Origin of the sequence: Streptomyces sp. NPDC007896 (assembly GCF_042959425.1) — a bacterium.
GTDB lineage: Bacteria > Actinomycetota > Actinomycetes > Streptomycetales > Streptomycetaceae > Streptomyces.
The window spans coordinates 1-18,299 of the sequence record NZ_JBIBKX010000018.1; the positions used below are offsets into that span (position 1 = coordinate 1).

Genomic DNA, 18,299 nt, shown 5'->3' on the forward strand with positions numbered 1-18,299 from the left:
CAACGACCCGACCACACGGGAACCGGCCCGCATCTGACCACCCCACACACCTCAAGGCCGCCCGCGCCAAGCACGGGCGGCCTCCGGACCGTTCGCCGGCGACGTCACCCACCAGGGCCGCCACACCCGACAGGAAACCCTCCCGATGATCACCAACTGGCAGCGGTTCGCCAAGGACCATCCCCGCGCCGTCAACGCGATGGTCATCCTGGCGGTCTTCGCGCTCTGCGTGGTGGGCAGCGAATGGAGCAGTCCGAAGCCCTCCGGCGAGCGGATCGAGTGGTGGCCGGCCGTCCTCCTGGAGGGCGTCGCCTGCGCCGCCCTGTGGTGGCGTCGCAGTCACCCCCGTACGGTCGTCGCGGTGACCGCCGCCTGCGTCAACACCGGCACCGTGGCGGGCTATCTGATCACACCGCTGCTGCTCGGACCGGTGATGATCGCGCTGTACTGGCTGGCCATCCGAACCAGCCGGGCGACCGCGCGCATCGGCCTCGTCGGCGTCTCGGCGCTGGTGGTGCCCACGGCCGTCCTCGCCGACCACTACGACCACCCGTTGTTCTTCCGCACGGTCGGACCCGTCTTCTGGCTGCTGGTGCCGGTCGCCTGGGGCACCACGGCCCGGCTGCGCGGCGCCTACCTCGAAGCCGTCCACGCGCGCGCCGAACACGCCGAGCGCACCCGCGACGAAGAGGCGCGGCACCGGGTCGCCGAGGAGCGCATGCGCATCGCGCGCGACCTCCACGACGTCGTCGCCCACCACCTCGCGCTGGCCAACGCCCTGGCCGGGACCGCCGCGCACCTCGCCCGGGGCCACCCCGACCAGACGCGGCGGATCCTGGGCGACCTCGCCGACACCACCTCCTCGGCGCTACGCGAACTCAAGGCCACCGTCGGCCTGTTGCGCCAGGCCAACGATCCCGACGCGCCCCTGGAACCGTCCCCCGGACTCGGCCGGCTCTCCGAACTGGCCGCCGCGTTCGCCTCCACGGGGCTCGACGTCGTCGTCACCACCGAGGGCGAGGCGCGACCGCTGGCTCCGAGCGTGGACCTGACCGCCTTCCGGATCGTCCAGGAGGCGCTCACCAACGTCACCAAGCACGCCGCTGTGAGGGAGGCGCGCGTCCTTCTCTCGTACTCCAAGGACAAGGTGCGGATCACGATCGACGACGACGGGGACAAGGCTCCCGTGCCGCCGGCCCCGGGCAGTGGCTTCGGCGTCATCGGCATGCGCGAACGCGCCAGTTCGGTGGGCGGCCGAATCCAGACGTACCGGCGACCGGAGGGCGGTTTCACCGTCGCCACCGAACTGCCGCTTCACCCCTGAGAACCCGGCGAGAACCCGGCCCGAGTACCGCAGGCACCCCCACTCCCCCTGACGCCCCGTTTAAGTAAGCGATCTACGTAGTTCCACGGACGACTTCAGACCGTGCGCCCGGAAAAATCACGACCTGAGCACCGGGCGGCGCACGCTGCCCACGGACAGGGCGGAGACGGCATGGGCCGGGCACAGGAGACGGGCACGAGCTTGACCCTCTGGAGAACGCCGGTCCTTGTCGGCGTGATCGGGCTGTCCGTGGCCCGGCGGAGGCAGTCGTAGAAGATGTCGACCTGGAATGGAATCGGAACCAAGTACCTCGGGTACGGCTATCGGAACCGCGACGGCAGTCACCACGCCACCCAGTGGGCGGTCCTGTTCGACATGCCGGTCATCCCGCTGCGCCGCCACCGCCTGACCGTCGGCAGCACGGTGTTCAAGGCCACCGGCAACGGCAGCAGATCGGTCACCCAGTACACCGTGCACGAGGAGACCCCCCTCCAAGGCCGCGAGATAGCCCGCACCTACCTGATCTGGTGGCTCCTGGGCCCACTGGTCGCGGGCGGACCGGCAGCCCTCCTGCTCTGGTCGGTGAGCGACAAGCAGGACGGCGGCTTCGGCTTCTGGGCGTTCGTCCTGGGCACCTCCGCCGCCTGGGTCATCGGCGTACTGGCGGCCATGAGCACCTACAACCGCCGCCGCCGCGGTCTCCCGAAATGACGCCCGCCCCTCACACCAGACGCCTGATCTCTCCACGCACCCGGTAGAAGCCACCCGATGAGGAGTGCAGCGCGTCCACCACATAGCGGGCGCCGGGCTGGCGTATCGCACGCGGGAACTGGACGTTCCAACTCGGCTCGTAGCCCTCGGAGACCACGTGCACGCGCACTCGGCCTCCTTCCTCAGTGCACTCCACGACGACCCCGCTCCCCGGTGCGGGGACGGCGCTGACCGTGGCCACGGAGGCGGCGGTGGTCAGCGGTGCGTACGTCGGCATCGCGGCCGCCAGTTTGATGTCCGCGGCGACCGGGACGGTGCCCGACTGGGCGGCGTTGATCGCGGCCTCGCTCGCGTCGATGCAGGCGAGCGAGCCGTCCGTGGAGACGATGTACAGCCTTTCGTCGTGGTACTGCATGGACAGCGCCGAGCCGCCGCCCGTGCCGAGCTTCCACAGCCGGGTGCCGTCGGCGGTGAAGCAGTAGACGGAGGAGGCGGAGTCGCCCGCGAAGACGTACCGCCCGCCGGGGGACGTGGCACACGAGTACACTGCGGCGTCGCACGCGTAGGAGGCCTCGATCCGCCCGTCGGACTTGGCGAGCCGCTGGACGACCCGCCGTCCCGTCCCGGCGTAGACCGCGTTCTCCTCCTGCCATCCGAAGAGCACATTGCCGTTGGTCGCGGTGTGCCAGAGCTGGCTGGTGCCGTCCGCCGCGTAGGCCGTCACACCGCGGCTGTGCCCGTGGTACACGGCGTGGTCGTCGGCCCGCACCATCCACGCGTTGTCCCCGGACGAGTTGCGCGACCACTGGAGCTCGTCCTCGTGGTCGATGACCGTCAGGCCGCCGTTGCGGTCGGAGACGTTCAGCACGCCCGCGTGGATGTCCAGCCAGAAGATGTCCACCTCGGCCGCTATCTCGTAGGCCGCGAACGGCACCTTCGAGGAGAGGTCGTACACCCGGCCGTCGTCACAGCCCGCGTAGATCCAGAAGTCGTCCGCCACCAGGCACTTCACACCGTCCGGCAGGGAGTAGTGAGCCAACACCTCACCGTCGTGGCTCAGGTTGTAGACGCTGCCTTGCTGGTTGCCGACCCAGCAGCGGTCCTCGTCGACATGGATGCCGAACGCCGAGGCGCCCGTACGGAACCGCCACAGCACCGGGGCCGTCGCCCGCGCCGTCGACGGCGCGGACGTCACCTGACGGCGCGTCACGGGCCGGGCCACGCGCTGCCCTTGAACGGCGGGCGCGTACCCCTTTCGCACCTTCTCCGCTATCTTCTTCGCCGCCGCCGCGTTCGCCTTCTCCACGGTCGGGAACGCGGAGGTCTGACGCTGCCCGTCCACACCGATCCGTCCGTACCGCACGGAGACGGTGGTCCCCTCGACCGTCACCTCGTAGAACTTGTGGGCACCGCCGCTTTCCTGGGACAGCTCCAGATACGTCGTGTTCCCCGACTGTCGTGCCTGCGCAGCGGACACAGCACACCCCTCCCCAAAGGCCCGGTCGGCCGGTTCGGCCGTCTTCCAGTGACTCCAAACTAGTGGTCACCACTGACAACGCCGGGGTGGGACCGCGTACAGATCACATGAGGCAGCACTGACCATGAAACTGACCTTCGACAACGAGTGCCGGGCGACGGTGACGGACGATCCGCTGCACATCACCCCCCGCTTCACAAGCAACTCTGTGGACGTGGCGCACTACGCGGACGCGAAGGAACGTGAGCGGTTCCTCGCGGACACCTTCGGCAGCCGGGAATGGCTGTGGGACAGCCCGGACGTCCTCCGGTTCGGCCCGGCCGGCCGGAAGCTGGTCGGGGCCGAATTCCAGCTGCCGAAAGAATCCGCTTCCGCCGAGGACTCCGGCCGTGTTCCCGACACACCCCCGGTACGCCCGGGTGGGCTCCGCGCCGACGAGGTCCGGGACTTCCGGCTGGAGATGTGCGCGGTGCTGTGCCGCACCCCCGGGGATGCCGTGCTCACCGGCCTGCGCGATCTCGACGTCCTCGACAGGCCCCTGGAGGCCCGCGTCGGCATCGCGCCCGATGTAGCGCTCCTCGTCCAGCACGGCACGGTCGTCGGGTGGAGCCTCACCGATCCCGCGCGCTACCTGACCACCGCGTTCGCCGCCCCCGACCCCGGCCCGCCGTCCGACGCCACCCGACGACTGCTCACCGAGTGCCTGGATCTGGTCACCCTGCCGGTGATCTACGACGTGGAGGACCGCGAGCCGACCGCCCTCGCCCGACTCCGTGCGGTCGACGAAGCCCTGCGCGACCAGCGCGAGGACCGGCACCGGGCCGATGTCCTGCTCTCACTCATCGCGAACCTGGTCGAGGACTACGGGAACCGGTGACGGTCAGCCGACGACTTCGGACGCGGCCTCGGCCGGTACCCGGGTCACCTTCAGCCACCCGGGTCACCTTCGGCCCGGGCCCGGAGCAGGTCGTCACATGACGAGGACGCAGGTCAGAGTCCCTACGAGTCGATGAGCGTCACAGATTTTGATCAGGCTTGCCCCCGCACTTCGAGCACCGGCCGTTCTTGTCACGACCAAGTCGTGCGCCCCGTTGTCCGGTTCGATCACCCCGCCCACCTCGGGCACCCCCAACGGCACGCCGTGGTGCGCACGGTGGTGTCAAGGCACCCGTAGGCGGTCATCAATCGGTGAATCCAGCCTCACAACTCGAGCACAAATTACATACTTCCCTCTCTTCATACTGGCCCCGATGGTCTAGATTGACCATGCTTCAGCTGTTCGGACACGAGGCGACCGCTAATGATCTATAGGTCCAGTGCTACGGGAAGCAGGCATTCGCGTCCCCGGCGCCAGACGTGGGGGTGATCAGTTCTTGGAGCCCGGGAGGGGGCCTTGGGTGCGGGGAACACCCTGAGGTTTCGACGGTTCCCGCGCACCTTGAGAGTCCGGCAGGACGTTCGAGTCCGCTGCCGCATGGGTGGGTTGTTCGAATTGCAATGAAATAGCCGGGATGTCATGCGCGGGAGGCGGGACCTCCTGGGAGGAGGAGCAGCGCGGCTCGGGAGGCGGGACCTCCTGGGGGGAGGAACAGTGCGGCGCGGGAGGCGGGGGCCTCCCGGAACAGTGTTAGGCGAACACGTCGAACCACTGGGGACCTGGGGGGTTCTGTGCGGCAAGGGGGACTAGTCAGACCGTTTCCGTCGGCGCGCGAGCGTCTGGCGAACGGCGCAGTCAGACAGCCCGCGATCGAATGGGAGCAGCGGTACCGCCGTGCCGTGATCACCAGCGATACCGTGGCCACCGCCTTCGTGGTGGCGTCGATCGGCAACTTCTTCGGGGCCCGGGACGCGGCCAACTGGCACGAGAAGTGGGGCATTCTCGCCTTCGGCACCCACGTGCTGGTGCTGGGAGCGCTCGCGGTGAGCCGGTCGTGGGCTCCGGCCGTACTCGGCCAGGGCGCCGAGGAGTTCCGCCGGCTCGGACGTTCACTGTTCACGGCGACCGTCGTCCTGGCGCTCGGTGGGATCGCCCTGACCTCGCGCAACATCAAACTCTGGATCTTCGTCGCGGTCCCCGCGATCGCGCTCGTCACCATGACCGAGCGGTATCTGCTCCGCCTGTGGCTGCACAAGCAGCGCAAGGAAGGACGATGCCTGAGACCGGTGCTCGCCGCCGGGAGCCCGGCCACCGTCCGTGACCTGATCAACCGGACCCGCAAGTTCCCGCACCTCGGCTGGCGCGTGGAGGCGGTGTGCACGACGGACGGCCGCGGGCTCGACGGAGACCAAGGCGGGCTCGACGGCGACCAGTTGGACGGAGTGCCGGTCATAGGCCTGCTGGAGGACGTCGCCAAGCACGTCCGCCACGACGGCTACCGGGTCGTCGCCGTCACACCCGACCCGCACTGGTCGCCGGACCGGCTGCAGCGGCTGGCCTGGAACCTCGAGGGCAGCGACGCCGAGATGGTCGTGGCCCCCGTGCTGATGGAGGTGGCCGGCCCGCGGTTGCACGTCGACGCGGTGCTCGGGATACCGCTGCTGCGGGTCAGCATGCCGACCTTCACCGGAGGCCGCCGGGCGATCAAGGGGGTCGTCGACCGGATGGGCGCGGCGATCCTGCTGGTGCTGTTCGCACCGCTGATGGTCTTCGTAGGGCTGCTCGTGCTGGCGGACAGCCGGGGCGGGGTGTTCTACCGCCAGCGCAGGGTCGGCAAGGACGGCCGCGAGTTCACCATTCTCAAGTTCCGCACCATGGTCGCCGGGGCTGACAGGGCACGTGCCGAGCTGGCCGACCGCAACGAGGGCGCCGGCCTGCTGTTCAAGCTCCGCCGGGATCCGCGGGTGACCCGAGTGGGAGCGGTGCTGCGCCGGTACTCGCTCGACGAGCTCCCGCAGCTTTTCAACGTGCTCACCGGATCGATGTCGCTCGTCGGTCCGCGGCCGCCGTTGCCGGAGGAGTCCGCCGCGTACGGCCCGGACATCCGAAGGCGTCTGCTGGTCAAGCCCGGACTCACCGGCCTGTGGCAGATCAGCGGACGCAGCGACCTGTCGTGGGAGGAGGCGGTCCGGCTGGACCTGCGGTACGTGGAGGACTGGTCGCTCGCCCTGGACACAGTGATCTTGTGGAAGACGCTGCGTGCGGTGCTCTATGGGCAGGGGGCCTACTGATGCGCAGGTGTCGTCGTCCGGCCGACGCGCGGACCGCAGGCCAAAAAGGCCTGCTCGGGGGGAGGAACGGGTCATGAGAGTCAGCGTTTTCGGGCTCGGTTACGTGGGCTGCGTGTCGGCCGCGTGCCTGGCCAGCATGGGTCACGAGGTCATCGGGGTGGACGTCAACCAGGTGAAGGTCGACCTGGTCAACGACGGCAAAGCCCCGGTGGTCGAGGAGCGGATCGGCGAGCTCATCGCCGAGGTCGTGCGGACCGGAGCGCTGCGCGCCACCGGCGACGTCCACGAGGCGATCATGGGCAGCGAGATATCGCTGGTCTGCGTGGGCACGCCGTCGGAGCCCAACGGCAGCCTGTGCACCACGTACTTGGAGCGGGTCACCGAGGAGATCGGCGCCGCGCTGGCCGAGCGGGGTGGGCGGCAGACCGTCGTGTTCCGCAGCACCATGCTCCCCGGCACCTGTCTGAACCTGCTGGTGCCGATCCTGGAGAAGCACGTCGGCGGCACGGCCGGGGTGGACTTCGGGGTCGCGGTCAACCCGGAGTTCCTGCGCGAGGGCACGAGCGTGCGGGACTTCTTCGACCCGCCCAAGACCGTCATCGGCGAGCTCGATGCGGTAAGCGGCGATGCGGTGACGGCGCTGTACGACGGCTTGCCCGGCGAGGTGTTCCGGGTGCCGGTCCCGACGGCCGAGGCGATCAAATACGCGGACAACGCGTTCCACGGCCTCAAGATCGGCTTTGCGAACGAGCTGGGCGCGGTGTGCCAGGCCCTCGGCGTGGACTCGCACCAGGTGATGGACGTGTTCCTGGCCGACCGCAAGCTGAACATCAGCCCCGCCTACCTGCGGCCCGGCTTCGCCTTCGGCGGCTCCTGCCTGCCCAAGGACCTGCGCAGCCTGGTCCACGCGGCACAGCGGGCAGACGTCTCCGTCCCCATCCTCTCCCACGTGCTGGCCTCCAACTCCGACCATCTGCAGCGCGCGGTGGGCCTGGTCGAGCGCACCGGCAAGCGCCGGGTGGGCCTGTTCGGGCTGTCCTTCAAACCCGGCACCGACGACCTCCGCGAGAGCCCGCTCGTCGAACTGGCGGAGCGGCTCTTCGGCAAGGGGTACGACCTCAAGATCTACGACGCCAACGTGAGCCTCTCCCGGCTGCTCGGCGCGAACCGCGAGTACATCGAGAGCCGGCTTCCGCATCTCGCGCAGCTGCTCGCGGACTCCGTCGAAGAGGTGCTGGAGCACGCCGAGGTGTGCCTGGTGGGGACCAAGGACCCGGCCGTGGTGTCGGCGCTGCCCCATGCGGGCGGACCGGCGATCGTCGACCTCATCCGCCTTCCCGACGCCGAGGCGCGCCGGGCCGAACCGGGGTACATGGGCCTTGCTTGGTAACGCGACCAGCGGCGACGGGACGAACCGTCGCGCGCTGATCCTGGTGGAGAACCTCTCGGTGCCGTTCGACCGGCGCGTGTGGCAGGAGTGCACCACGCTGCGCGACGCGGGCTGGGAGGTGCACGTCATCTGTCCCCGGGGGGAGAAGCGGGACACGGAGCCGGAGGCGGTGATCGACGGGGTGCGGATCCACCGCTACCCGTTGCGCGCGGCCACCGGAGGGCCGGCCGGCTACCTGCGGGAGTACGGATCGGCGTTGTGGCACACGGTCCGGCTGGCCAGGAAGGTCGGCCCGGTCGACGTGGTCCACGCCTGCAACCCGCCCGACCTGCTGTTCCTGCCGGCCCTGTGGCTGAAGCGGCGCGGCGCGCGGTTCGTCTTCGACCAGCACGACCTGGTACCCGAGCTGTACCTCTCCCGGTTCGACCGCGGCGAAGACCTGCTCTACCGCGCCGTGTGCGCGCTGGAACGGCGGACCTACCGGGCCGCGGACATCGTGCTCGCCACGAACGAGAGCTACCGGGATGTCGCGCTGAGCCGTGGCGGCCGGAGGCCGGAGGACGTCTTCGTGGTGCGCAGCGCGCCCGCGACCGACCGGTTCCAACCGGTGCCGCCGGAGCCGGAGTTGAAGCGCGGCAAGCCCCATCTGCTGTGCTACCTCGGCGTCATGGGCCCTCAGGACGGCGTCGACTACGCCCTGCGGGCCCTGGCGAAGCTGCGCGACGAGGTCGGCCGGACCGACTGGCACGCGGTCTTCGTCGGCGCCGGCGACGCCTTCGACGCGATGGTGGAGCTGTCCGGGCGGCTCGGTCTCTCCGAGCAGGTGCAGTTCACCGGGCGCATCCCGGACGCCGACCTGGTGCGCTACCTGTGCACCGCGGACGTGTGTCTCTCTCCCGACCCGCACAATCCGCTCAACGACGTGTCGACCATGAACAAGGTCCTGGAGTACATGGCGATGGGACGGCCGATCGTCTCGTTCGACCTCCGGGAGGCGCGCGTCTCCGCCGGTGACGCCGCCGTCTACGCGCCTGCCAACGACGAGGCCCAGTTCGCCAAGCTCATCGCGCTGCTCCTCGACGATCCCGAGAAGCGGGCCCGGATGGGCAAGATCGGCCAGGAGCGGATCAGCGGGCCGCTGTCCTGGCGGAACTCGCAAGCGTCACTGCTCGCCGCCTACGCCGCCGCCTGCCGGGACCATGCCCCGGTGTCGGCGGGTGGGCCGGTCCGTACGGGGAAGAGGCCGCACCATTGAATGACGACACGATCCGCCTGGTCACGATCGGACGGATTCTCCGTCGGCGGTGGCGGCTTCTCGCCGTCCTCGCCGTAGTGGGTGCGCTCGTCGGCTTCGGCACCTCGGTGCTGCTGCTTCCGCCGCGGTACACGGCAGAGGCATCGGTACTGCTGCCGGGGCAGTGGGAAGAGCGCGAACTGCTGACCCAGGCGGACATCGCGACCAGTTCGGCGGTGGTCGACCGCGCGGCCGCCACGCTCGGCTGGCAGGGCGTCAACGGCACCGAACTGCGGGATCAAGTGAGCGCCAAGGCGGACGACGGGAACATCATCAAGATCTCGGGTACGGCCGACACCCCGGAGCGCGCGCAGCGGCTCTCCGACCAGCTGGCCCAGCAGTTCGTCACCTTCGCCACCCGCATCGCGGGCGGCAGCACCGACCCCCAGGCGGCTACGGCGACAGAGGCGCTGCGCAAGCAGGTGGCGGAGACCAACCGCCGCATCACCGACCTGGCCAACTCGGCAGATCCGGGGCAGACCGTGGAGGGCGTGCAGGCCCGCACCGAGCTCGAGGGTCTGCGCACCGGGCTGCAGGACGCCATGAAGAAGCTGGAGGAGGCCAACCCGGCGACCACCAAGGCCAGCATGGTCGTCATGGGGCCGGCGCCCCGACCCACCGGCGCGGCGGCGCCGACGAGGATGCAGCTCATCGTCGCCGGGGCGCTGCTGTTCGTCCTGCTCGCGGTCGTCGGCCATCTCGCCGCCGCACGGGTGAGCCGCCGGCTGCGCACCGAAACGGAGATCGCCGCGGCGCTCGGCTCGCCGTTCCTCGGCACTGTCGACGTGCCCGGTGAACAGCGCGGGCACCGGCCCGAAAGCCGTGGCTCACGGGCCCGGCTCCGCCGACTTCTCGGCATCGACACCCGGTGGGACATACCTGCCCCGCAGAGATCCGGCGACGAGGCCGAGAGGCGGATCCGCTACCGGCGGGTGTGCGCTCGCCTCCGGGACCAACTGCCCTCCCCCCGGCGGCTGCTGGTCGTCGTACCGGAAGGCGACGAGGTCGCCCGCCGGGCCGCCGGGCAGCTCGTCACCGAAGCCACCGGCGATCCGCTGCTGCGGGTGGTGGAGGTCTCGGTGGACCGGCCGATCGTGCCGGACCGCGACACCGAGTCCGGTGCCCTGGCCGTCCTCAGCGCGGGCAGCTGGACCGCCGAGGAACTCGCCGGCATCGCCGAGGCGTGTGCGGACGGCGGGCACGAGGTCGTCGGCGTCGTCGTCGCCGGCACGGTCCGCACCCGCCCGACGCGGACTGCCGACCGTCCTTCGGACGAGGCCACTGCGGCGCTTGCGGTTCACGGCCACGCGACGGGAGATTCAGCGTGACGACGAGCACGACTTCGGAGTCGTCGGGCGCCACTCCGCTCCTCGACCTGCAGGGGCTGGTGGTCGCGGTCCGCAGACGCCGCCGCCTGTGGAGCGCCATGGCGCTGCTCGGACTGCTGATCGGCGCGGCCGTGGCGGTCCTGCTGCCGCCGGCACCGGCCGCCGTGACCAAGGTGCTGGTCGCGCATCAGGAGGACCAGCCGAACGACACCGGAACGCTGATCCGCACCGACGCCCAGCTGCTGGGCACCTCGCGGATCGCCGACCAGGCCCTGCGGATCCTCAAGTCCCCGGAAAAACCGGCGGACTTCATGCCGGACTACCGGGGCACCGGATTGACCAACAACGTCCTCCAGATCGATGTGACAGGCAAGACCGACGCGGAAGCGGTGGCCCGGGCCAAGGCACTGGCCGAGGCGTTCGTCGCGGACCATGCCAAGCGCATACAGGACATCGCCAACGCCAACGCCAAAGGCCTGCTCGACCAGCGTGACCGCATGCAGGCGGAGCTCGCCGACGTCAACAAGGCGATCGGCGGCCGGTCGCCCAGCACCGACCCGAAGGACTCGGCGAACATCGAGTCGCTCTTCGCCCGGCGGGCCGAACTCACCTCACAGATCTCCGGGTTCGGCCAACGCGCCGAGGAGGCGCGCGTCGGCGCGCCCCAGCTCATCGCCGGCACGCAGATCGTGGACGCCCCGCGCGCGGTGCGGCACTCCCTGCCCAAGGCCCTCGTCACCAACGCCGTGATCGGACTCGTCCTCGGGCTCTTCCTCGGGCTCGCGCTGGCCGCGGTCGGCGTGGTGGTGGGAGACCGCCCCGTGCTGCGCCGGGACATCGCGGCGAACCTCGGCGCCTCCGTCATCGCCGAACTGCCCCGCCGTTCGGGCAGGCTGTGGCAGCGCCGACGGACCCGGGTGGCACGCGAACGGCTCACCACGACGCTGTCCCGCACCGTGCGCGGCTCGGCGGAACCGCTGTCGCTGCTGGAATTGGGCTGTGCGCGCAGCACGAGCGTGATCGCCCTGAGCGTCGCCCGGGCCCTGGCGGCGGACGGGCCGGTGGTCGTCGTCGACGGTCTCCCCGGCCCGCAGCTCGCAAGGCGCCGCCCGAAACCAGGAGACCCCACCGTGGTCGGCGGCGAACATGCCGCGGCCGTGTCGCCCCAGGACCAGCGGATCGGCGTCGGCTCGGTGGCACCCGGCACGGCGTGGACCGACCTCCAGTACCTCGGCACCCAGACCGTGCTCGTCGTGCGTGCCGGGCACGGCAACGCCGCATGGCTGCACACGGTGGCGCGGCAGCTCGCGGACCAGCGCATCCCGGTGATCGGTGTGGTGCTGATCGACCCCGATCCGCGCGACCGCACCGACGGCACGCTGTGGGACGGGCTGCACACCGCGCTGCGCGGCCGGAGCGAGCGGCCCGCCCGGCAGAACGCGCCGGGCCGGCGACTCACGGAACGGCAGCCGATACGGGCCGCACGCGTCCCGGACAACGACCAGGAGGTGCGGTAGGACATGTGTGGCATCGCAGGCACTTACCGATGGCCGGACGGAAAGGTCGTGACCGACCGGCTCACCGACACCCTCGCCCACCGCGGCCCGGACGGCGCGGGCCGCTACGGCCACCCCCTGGGTGACGGCGAAGTACAGCTCGGGCACCGTCGGCTGGCCATCATCGACCTGTCCGAGACCGGCGCCCAGCCGATGGTCTCGGACGGCCTCGCCCTGACGTACAACGGCGAGCTGTACAACGCGCCCGAACTGCGTGCCGAGTTGGCGGCCACCGGGGTGCGCTTCCGCGGTACCTCCGACACCGAGGTACTCCTCGAGGCCTGGCGGCGCTGGGGCACGGACTGCCTGCCCCGGCTGCGCGGCATGTTCGCGTTCGGCATCTTCGACGAACGCACCGGTGACCTGGTGCTCGCCCGCGACCAACTCGGCATCAAACCGCTCTTCCTGCTCCGGCGCGGCGAGGGCCTGATGTTCGCCTCCGAGCTCAAGGCGCTCGCCGCCGCGACCGGCGGGTCGCTGGAGGTGGACCACGCGGCGCTGGTGGCCTCACTGCTGTACTACTGGGTGCCGGACTCGCGCTGCGCGTTCCGCGAGGCGGAGAAGCTGCCGCCGGGGAGCTGGCTGAGGTGCCGGCCCGACGGCCGGGTGGAGCGCGGCCTGTTCTGGAAGCTGAAGGACGTCGCCGCCGAGGGCCGGGAGCGGGCCCTGGCCGGTGAGCAGCCGGATCTCGCCGCCGTCGTCGAGGAGTCGACCCGGCGCCACCTGCTCTCCGACGTACCCGTGGCGACCTTCCTCTCCGGCGGCCTCGACTCCAGCTACCTGACCGCGCTGGCGGCCCGCCACCAACCCGGGATCTCCGCCTACACGATCGGCTTCCGGGCCGAGGACGCCAAGTTCGAGGCGATGCCGGACGACCTGCGCTACGCCCGGCAGGTGGCCCAGCGGTACGGCGTCGACCTGCACGAGATCGAGATCGCCCCGAACGTGCTCGACCTGCTGCCGCAGATGACGTACAGCCTGGACGAGCCGATCGGCGATCCCGCCGCGATCAACACGTACCTGATCTGCGAGGCCGCCCGGGAGGCCGGGGTCAAGGTGATGCTCTCGGGGATGGGTGCCGACGAGCTGTTCGCGGGGTACCGCAAGCACCTGGCCAACCTGATCGCGCTGCGCTACCAGCGTGTCCCGCGACCCCTGCGGCACGCGGTGTCCGGGGTCGTGGACCGGCTGCCGGTCGCCACGGCCCGCCGGGGGTACCGGTCGGTGCGCTTCGCGAAGCGGTTCCTCTCCTTCGCCGAACTGCCGGAGGAGACCGCGTTCCGGCGCAGCTACACCATGTACGACCAGGAGGAACTGCTCGCGCTGCTCGATCCGGACCTGGCCGGGACGGTCGACGACGTGCTGACCGAACACGCGGACGTCTACCAGGACAACGACCTCGACGACTTCGTCAACCGGATGTGCCTGACCGACGCCCGGATGTTCCTGCCGGGCCTGAACCTCGCGTACACGGACCGGTCGAGCATGGCCGCGTCGACCGAGGTACGGGTGCCGTACGTGGACGTCGAGGTGGTGAAGGCGGCGTTCGCCGTGCCCGGTGATCGCAAGATCGTCGGACGACAGGGCAAGGCCGTCCTCAAGGAGGCGGCCACCTCGGTCCTGCCCAGGGAGATCGTGTACCGGCCCAAGGGCCTGTTCAGCGCCCCGCTGCGCGCCTGGATGAGCCGGGACCTGGCACCGCTGGTGCGCGAGGTGGTCAACGACGGCGAACTCGTCCGTTCCGGGCTCCTGCGCCGCGACGCGCTGGCGCGGATGGTCGCCGAGGACGCCGCCGGGCAGCGGGACTTCTCCAAGCATCTGTGGCACGTACTGACCCTCGAGTACTGGTATCGCGACGCGACCTCCGGGTCCCGTCAGAGCACTCGGTTGACGGCTTAGGAATCAGGAGTTCGGGTGAAGCAGGTCGTACAGAACTACAAGAGCGGCGAGCTGGCGGTGCTCGACGTTCCGGTTCCGGGGTGCAAGCCGGGTGGTGCGCTGGTCCGCAGTGCCTTCTCGCTGATATCCACCGGGACCGAGCTCATGAAGGTCTCCGAGGCCGGCATGTCGATGCTGGGCAAGGCCCGGTCCCGGCCGGACCAGGTGGCCAAGGTCATGCAGAGCGTGGCCACCAACGGGGTGCCCGCCACCTACCGCAAGGTGATGGGCAAGCTGGACTCCTACACGCCGCTGGGCTACTCGCTGTGCGGCGTGGTCGAGCAGGTCGGCGCCGGGATCGACGACGTGAAGGTCGGCGACCTCGTGGCCTGCGCCGGCAACGAGCACGCGCTGCACGCCGAGCTGAACTGGGTGCCGAAGAACCTCTACGCCCCGGTCCCCGACGGCCTCGCGCCGCGGCACGCGGCCTTCGGTACCGTCGGGTCGATCGCGATGCAGGGCGTCCGCCAGGGCGAGCCGCAGCTCGGCGAGGTGGCGCTGGTCATCGGCCTCGGGCTGATCGGGCAGCTGGTGGTGCAGCTGCTCACCGCCTCGGGGGTCCGCGTGGTCGGAGCCGACCCCGACCCGACGCGTTGCGAACTCGCCGAGCGCCTGGGCGCCGCGGCCTGCGGCGATCCCGCGTCCGCGGCCGTGGAGGCCGCCGTCGCCGAACTCACCGACGGTCACGGCGTGGACCAGGTGTACCTGGCCGCCGGCGGCGGCAGCAACCAGCCCGTCGAGCTGGCCGCCCGGCTCTGCCGGGACCGCGGCCGGGTCGTCGACATCGGCAAGTGCCGCCTGGACCTGCCGTGGAACGCGTACTACGAGAAAGAGCTCGACGTCCGGTTCTCGCGCAGTTACGGCCCCGGGCGCTACGACCCGGAGTACGAACTCGACGGGCGGGACTACCCGATCGGCTACGTGCGCTGGACCGAGCGCCGCAACCTGGCGTGCTTCCTCGACCTCCTCGCCCGCGGCAGCGTCGACGTGGAGCCCCTGGTCTCCCACATCGCCGACTTCGACGACGCGGTGGAGACGTACCAGTCCCTGAAGGACGGCGACCTGAAGGCCGTGGCCGTGCTGTTCCGGTACCCCGAACAGGCGGCGGAAGCGGAGGCGGAGGCCCCGTCGATGGCCGTGCCCGCGGTGCGCCGCAGCGGCGGAGCGTCCGCCCCGGCCCGGGCCGCCAAGTCACCGGTGCGCCTCGCGTTCGTGGGCGCGGGAAACTACGCGACGTCGATGCTGCTGCCGCACCTGGCACAGCGCGAGGGCGTCGAGCTGTCCACGGTCGTCACCACGACGGCGCTGTCCGCGGCCAACGCGCAGCGGAAGTTCGGCTTCGCCGAGGCGACCACCGATCTCGACGCCGTCCTCGGTGACAAGTCCATCGACGCCGTGTTCGTGGTCACCCGGCACAGCTCGCACGCCGAACTGACCCGAAAAGCGCTGCTGGCCGGCAAGACGGTCTTCGTGGAGAAGCCCCTGGCGCTCACCGAGGACGACCTGGCCGGCGTACTCGCGGCGGTGGAGGAGTCCGGCAACGACCGGCTGCAGGTGGGCTTCAACCGCCGGTTCGCGCCGCTGCTCCAGGAGGCCAGGAAGCGGTTCGGCGCCCGGACCGGTCCGGCGAGCCTGCGCTACCTGGTCAACGCGGGCCGGCTGCAGCACGGCAGCTGGTACCTCCAACAAGGCACCGAGGGCTCGCGGTTCGCCGGCGAGGGCGGACACTTCATCGACACGGCCAGCTGGCTGCTGGAGGCCGACCCGGTATCGGTGTACGCGACGGCCGCGCCCGGCAACGAGGACCTGCAGGTCGTCCTGCGCTACGCGGACGGGTCCACCGCCACCATCAGCTACGTCACCACCGGCGCGCCCGGCTTCCCCAAGGAGACGCTGGACCTGGTCGCGGACGGCAAGGTGCTGCGGCTCGACGACTTCGTCCGTGCCTCGGTGTACGGCCGCAAGAAGTGGGTCAGTTCACGGCTGCCCAAGGCCCGGGACAAGGGCCAGAACGCCGAGCTGGCCGCGTTCATCAAGGCCGTGCGGACCGGCGGGCCGATGCCGGTGCCGCTGGAGTCGCTGGTCGCCACCACGTCGGCCACCCTCGCCGTGCAGGCCGGCCTGGTCGGCGGCGCGCCGGTGACGCTGGCGAGGACGCGATGACCATGAGCGCGGGCTGGTACCTGCGGCGGCTGTCCCGGATGGGACCGCGGGAGGTCGGTGGCCGGGCGGGCGACGCGGTGCGCAGGCGGCGGTGGCGGTCGGCGCGGCCGGACTGCCCGAGCGTGACCGGCGCCCGGTTCACCGCGGTGCTGCCCGCCGGGACGATCGCCGCCATACCTCCGGACGCCGCGAAACGTCTCATCGCCGAGGCGGACCGGCTGATGTACGGGCACGTCGAGTATTTCGGGGTGGTCCGCGACGACCTGACCGACCCGGACTGGTGGTGCGACCCCAAGACGGGGCGCCGGGCTCCGTGGGGCTACGCGTTCGACGTGCCGTACCGGAACGAGGACGCGGTCGGGGACATCAAGCAGATCTGGGAGCTGTCCCGGCATCAGTACCTCACCGTGCTCGCCGCCGCCTACGCGATCACCGGGAACGAGCGGTACGCCGAGCGCGTGGCCGAACACCTGCGGTCGTGGTGGGCGGCCAACCCACCGCTGCGCGGCGTGCACTGGATCAGCGGCATCGAGCTGGGCATCCGGCTGCTGTCCTGGGTGTGGATCCGCCGGCTGCTCGACGGCTGGCCGGGCGCGGCCGAGCTGTTCGAGGGCAACCCGGTGGCGCTGAACCAGATCTGGCACCACCAGCGCTGGCTGGCCGCCTTTCCCAGCCGGGGGTCCTCGGCGAACAACCACGTCATCGCCGAGGCCGCCGGGCAGTCCGCCGCGGCCTGCGCGTTCGGATGGTTCCCCTCCTCGGCGCGCTGGCGGGCCGACGCGCTGCGGTCGCTGGAGCGGCAGCTGCGCGCCAACACCTTCGACTCCGGCCTCAACCGCGAGCTGGCCACCGAGTACCACGGACTGGTGCTGGAACTCGGCCTGGCCGCGGTGGCCGAGGCGGATGCCGCCGACGTGCCGGTCCCCGAGTCGCTCCGGCTGGTGCTACTGCGGATGACCGACGCGCTCGCCGCCGTAGTGGACAACCGGCTGCGACCGCCTCGCCAGGGTGACGCGGACGACGGCTACGGCCTGATCGTGGACGGCGAGGGCACTGACCGCTGGGGCTCGCTGCTGACCACCGGCGGCGCCGTGTTCGGCCGGCTCGACTGGTGGCCGGAGGTGACCGGCACCGATGTACGTACGCCGTTGCTGGCCGCGCTCATCCGGCCGTACGCGAAGGACGGAACCGCCCGCCCGGCGAGCCGGCCGGCCCACTTCGCCGACGCGGGGCTCACCGTCCTGCGCGGTCCGGGAGAGATCTGGTGCCGCTGCGACGGTGGTCCGCACGGCTTCCTGTCCATCGCCGCGCACGCCCACGCGGACGCGCTGTCCGTGGAGGTCCGGCACGACGGGATCGACGTGCTCGCCGACCCGGGGACGTACTGCTACCACGGGCAGCCCGAGTGGCGGCAGTACTTCCGGTCGACCCTCGGTCACAACACCCTGCAAGTGGACGGCGCTGACCAGTCCGTCTCCGGCGGCCCGTTCCTGTGGACCCGGCATGCCCGCACCCGCGTCCTGGACGTGGACACCTCCCGTGAAGGGGTGGCCCGCTGGGCCGCCGAGCACGACGGCTACCAGGGATCGGTGCACCGCCGCCGGGTGGAACTGACGGCCGCGAGCCAGGAGCTGCGCGTTGTCGACGAGGTGCGCGGCCCGCGCCGGGCCGTACAGCTGGCGTTCCACCTCGGCCCGGCGATCGCCGCGGACCTGGTGGGGAACCGGGCGGTGCTCACCTGGACCCGGGACGGCGAGGGGCGTTCCGCTGTGCTCGAACTGCCAGAGCAGTTGTCCTGGCGGGCGCACCGCGGCGAGACCGACCCGCCGCTGGGCTGGTACTCCGCCGGATTCGGGCGCAAGGAACCCACCACCACGCTGGTCGGCACCGGCTCCGCCGACGGCACGGACGGGTTCACCACCGTGCTCAGGTTCGGCGGCTAGGGGGCAC

General features: G+C 70.9%; 12 protein-coding genes. 11 read left to right on the plus strand and 1 reads right to left on the minus strand.

Annotated elements, in window-relative coordinates; genetic code table 11:
- Positions 1–145 precede the first annotated feature (145 nt).
- Complete coding sequence (locus tag ACFZDJ_RS42300) at positions 146–1,324, plus strand: histidine kinase (RefSeq protein ID WP_391067309.1); 1,179 nt, start codon at positions 146–148, stop codon at positions 1,322–1,324.
- Between the two features lie 276 nt (positions 1,325–1,600).
- Positions 1,601–2,035 (plus strand): hypothetical protein, encoded by a 435-nt coding sequence (locus tag ACFZDJ_RS42305; RefSeq protein ID WP_391067312.1) that lies wholly within the window; start codon positions 1,601–1,603, stop codon positions 2,033–2,035.
- A 10-nt stretch (positions 2,036–2,045) separates the two neighbouring features.
- On the opposite strand, the gene ACFZDJ_RS42310 is transcribed toward ACFZDJ_RS42305, so the two are convergent.
- Positions 2,046–3,512, minus strand: a complete 1,467-nt coding sequence (locus ACFZDJ_RS42310; protein WP_391067315.1) for a WGR domain-containing protein — start codon at positions 3,510–3,512, stop codon at positions 2,046–2,048.
- Positions 3,513–3,636: 124 nt separating this feature from the next.
- Between ACFZDJ_RS42310 and ACFZDJ_RS42315 the strand changes: the two genes are divergently transcribed.
- From ACFZDJ_RS42315 to ACFZDJ_RS42355, 9 genes are all read left to right on the plus strand, one after another.
- Positions 3,637–4,389, plus strand: coding sequence for a hypothetical protein (locus tag ACFZDJ_RS42315; protein WP_391067318.1), 753 nt, complete (start codon positions 3,637–3,639; stop codon positions 4,387–4,389).
- A 791-nt stretch (positions 4,390–5,180) separates the two neighbouring features.
- Positions 5,181–6,680, plus strand: coding sequence for an exopolysaccharide biosynthesis polyprenyl glycosylphosphotransferase (locus ACFZDJ_RS42320; protein ID WP_390936238.1), 1,500 nt, complete (start codon positions 5,181–5,183; stop codon positions 6,678–6,680).
- A gap of 73 nt (positions 6,681–6,753) precedes the next feature.
- A complete protein-coding gene (locus ACFZDJ_RS42325; protein ID WP_391067321.1) occupies positions 6,754–8,070 on the plus strand; it encodes a nucleotide sugar dehydrogenase in 1,317 nt (438 codons plus the stop codon).
- Positions 8,060–9,325, plus strand: a complete 1,266-nt coding sequence (locus tag ACFZDJ_RS42330; RefSeq protein ID WP_385374144.1) for a glycosyltransferase family 4 protein — start codon at positions 8,060–8,062, stop codon at positions 9,323–9,325. The genes ACFZDJ_RS42325 and ACFZDJ_RS42330 overlap by 11 nt, the downstream gene beginning before the upstream one ends.
- Positions 9,322–10,692 (plus strand): Wzz/FepE/Etk N-terminal domain-containing protein, encoded by a 1,371-nt coding sequence (locus tag ACFZDJ_RS42335; RefSeq protein ID WP_391067325.1) that lies wholly within the window; start codon positions 9,322–9,324, stop codon positions 10,690–10,692. Before ACFZDJ_RS42330 ends, ACFZDJ_RS42335 begins: the two co-directional genes overlap by 4 nt.
- Positions 10,689–12,209: a Wzz/FepE/Etk N-terminal domain-containing protein gene (locus ACFZDJ_RS42340; RefSeq protein ID WP_390936246.1), complete on the plus strand. Its 1,521-nt coding sequence runs from the start codon at positions 10,689–10,691 to the stop codon at positions 12,207–12,209. Before ACFZDJ_RS42335 ends, ACFZDJ_RS42340 begins: the two co-directional genes overlap by 4 nt.
- Positions 12,210–12,212: 3 nt before the next feature.
- Positions 12,213–14,147: an asparagine synthase (glutamine-hydrolyzing) gene (asnB, locus tag ACFZDJ_RS42345; RefSeq protein ID WP_390936248.1), complete on the plus strand. Its 1,935-nt coding sequence runs from the start codon at positions 12,213–12,215 to the stop codon at positions 14,145–14,147.
- A gap of 15 nt (positions 14,148–14,162) precedes the next feature.
- On the plus strand, positions 14,163–16,349 hold the full coding sequence (locus ACFZDJ_RS42350; RefSeq protein WP_391067328.1) for a Gfo/Idh/MocA family oxidoreductase: 2,187 nt from the start codon (positions 14,163–14,165) through the stop codon (positions 16,347–16,349).
- Positions 16,346–18,292: a heparinase II/III family protein gene (locus ACFZDJ_RS42355; RefSeq protein ID WP_391067331.1), complete on the plus strand. Its 1,947-nt coding sequence runs from the start codon at positions 16,346–16,348 to the stop codon at positions 18,290–18,292. The genes ACFZDJ_RS42350 and ACFZDJ_RS42355 overlap by 4 nt, the downstream gene beginning before the upstream one ends.
- Positions 18,293–18,299: the final 7 nt, after the last annotated feature.

Coding starts and splice junctions, on each gene's coding strand:
- ACFZDJ_RS42300 (WP_391067309.1), top strand. CDS start 146: ATGATCACCAACTGGCAGCGGTTCGCCAAGGACCATCCCCGCGCCGTC.
- ACFZDJ_RS42305 (WP_391067312.1), top strand. CDS start 1,601: ATGTCGACCTGGAATGGAATCGGAACCAAGTACCTCGGGTACGGCTAT.
- ACFZDJ_RS42315 (WP_391067318.1), top strand. CDS start 3,637: ATGAAACTGACCTTCGACAACGAGTGCCGGGCGACGGTGACGGACGAT.
- ACFZDJ_RS42325 (WP_391067321.1), top strand. CDS start 6,754: ATGAGAGTCAGCGTTTTCGGGCTCGGTTACGTGGGCTGCGTGTCGGCC.
- asnB (WP_390936248.1), top strand. CDS start 12,213: ATGTGTGGCATCGCAGGCACTTACCGATGGCCGGACGGAAAGGTCGTG.
- ACFZDJ_RS42355 (WP_391067331.1), top strand. CDS start 16,346: ATGACCATGAGCGCGGGCTGGTACCTGCGGCGGCTGTCCCGGATGGGA.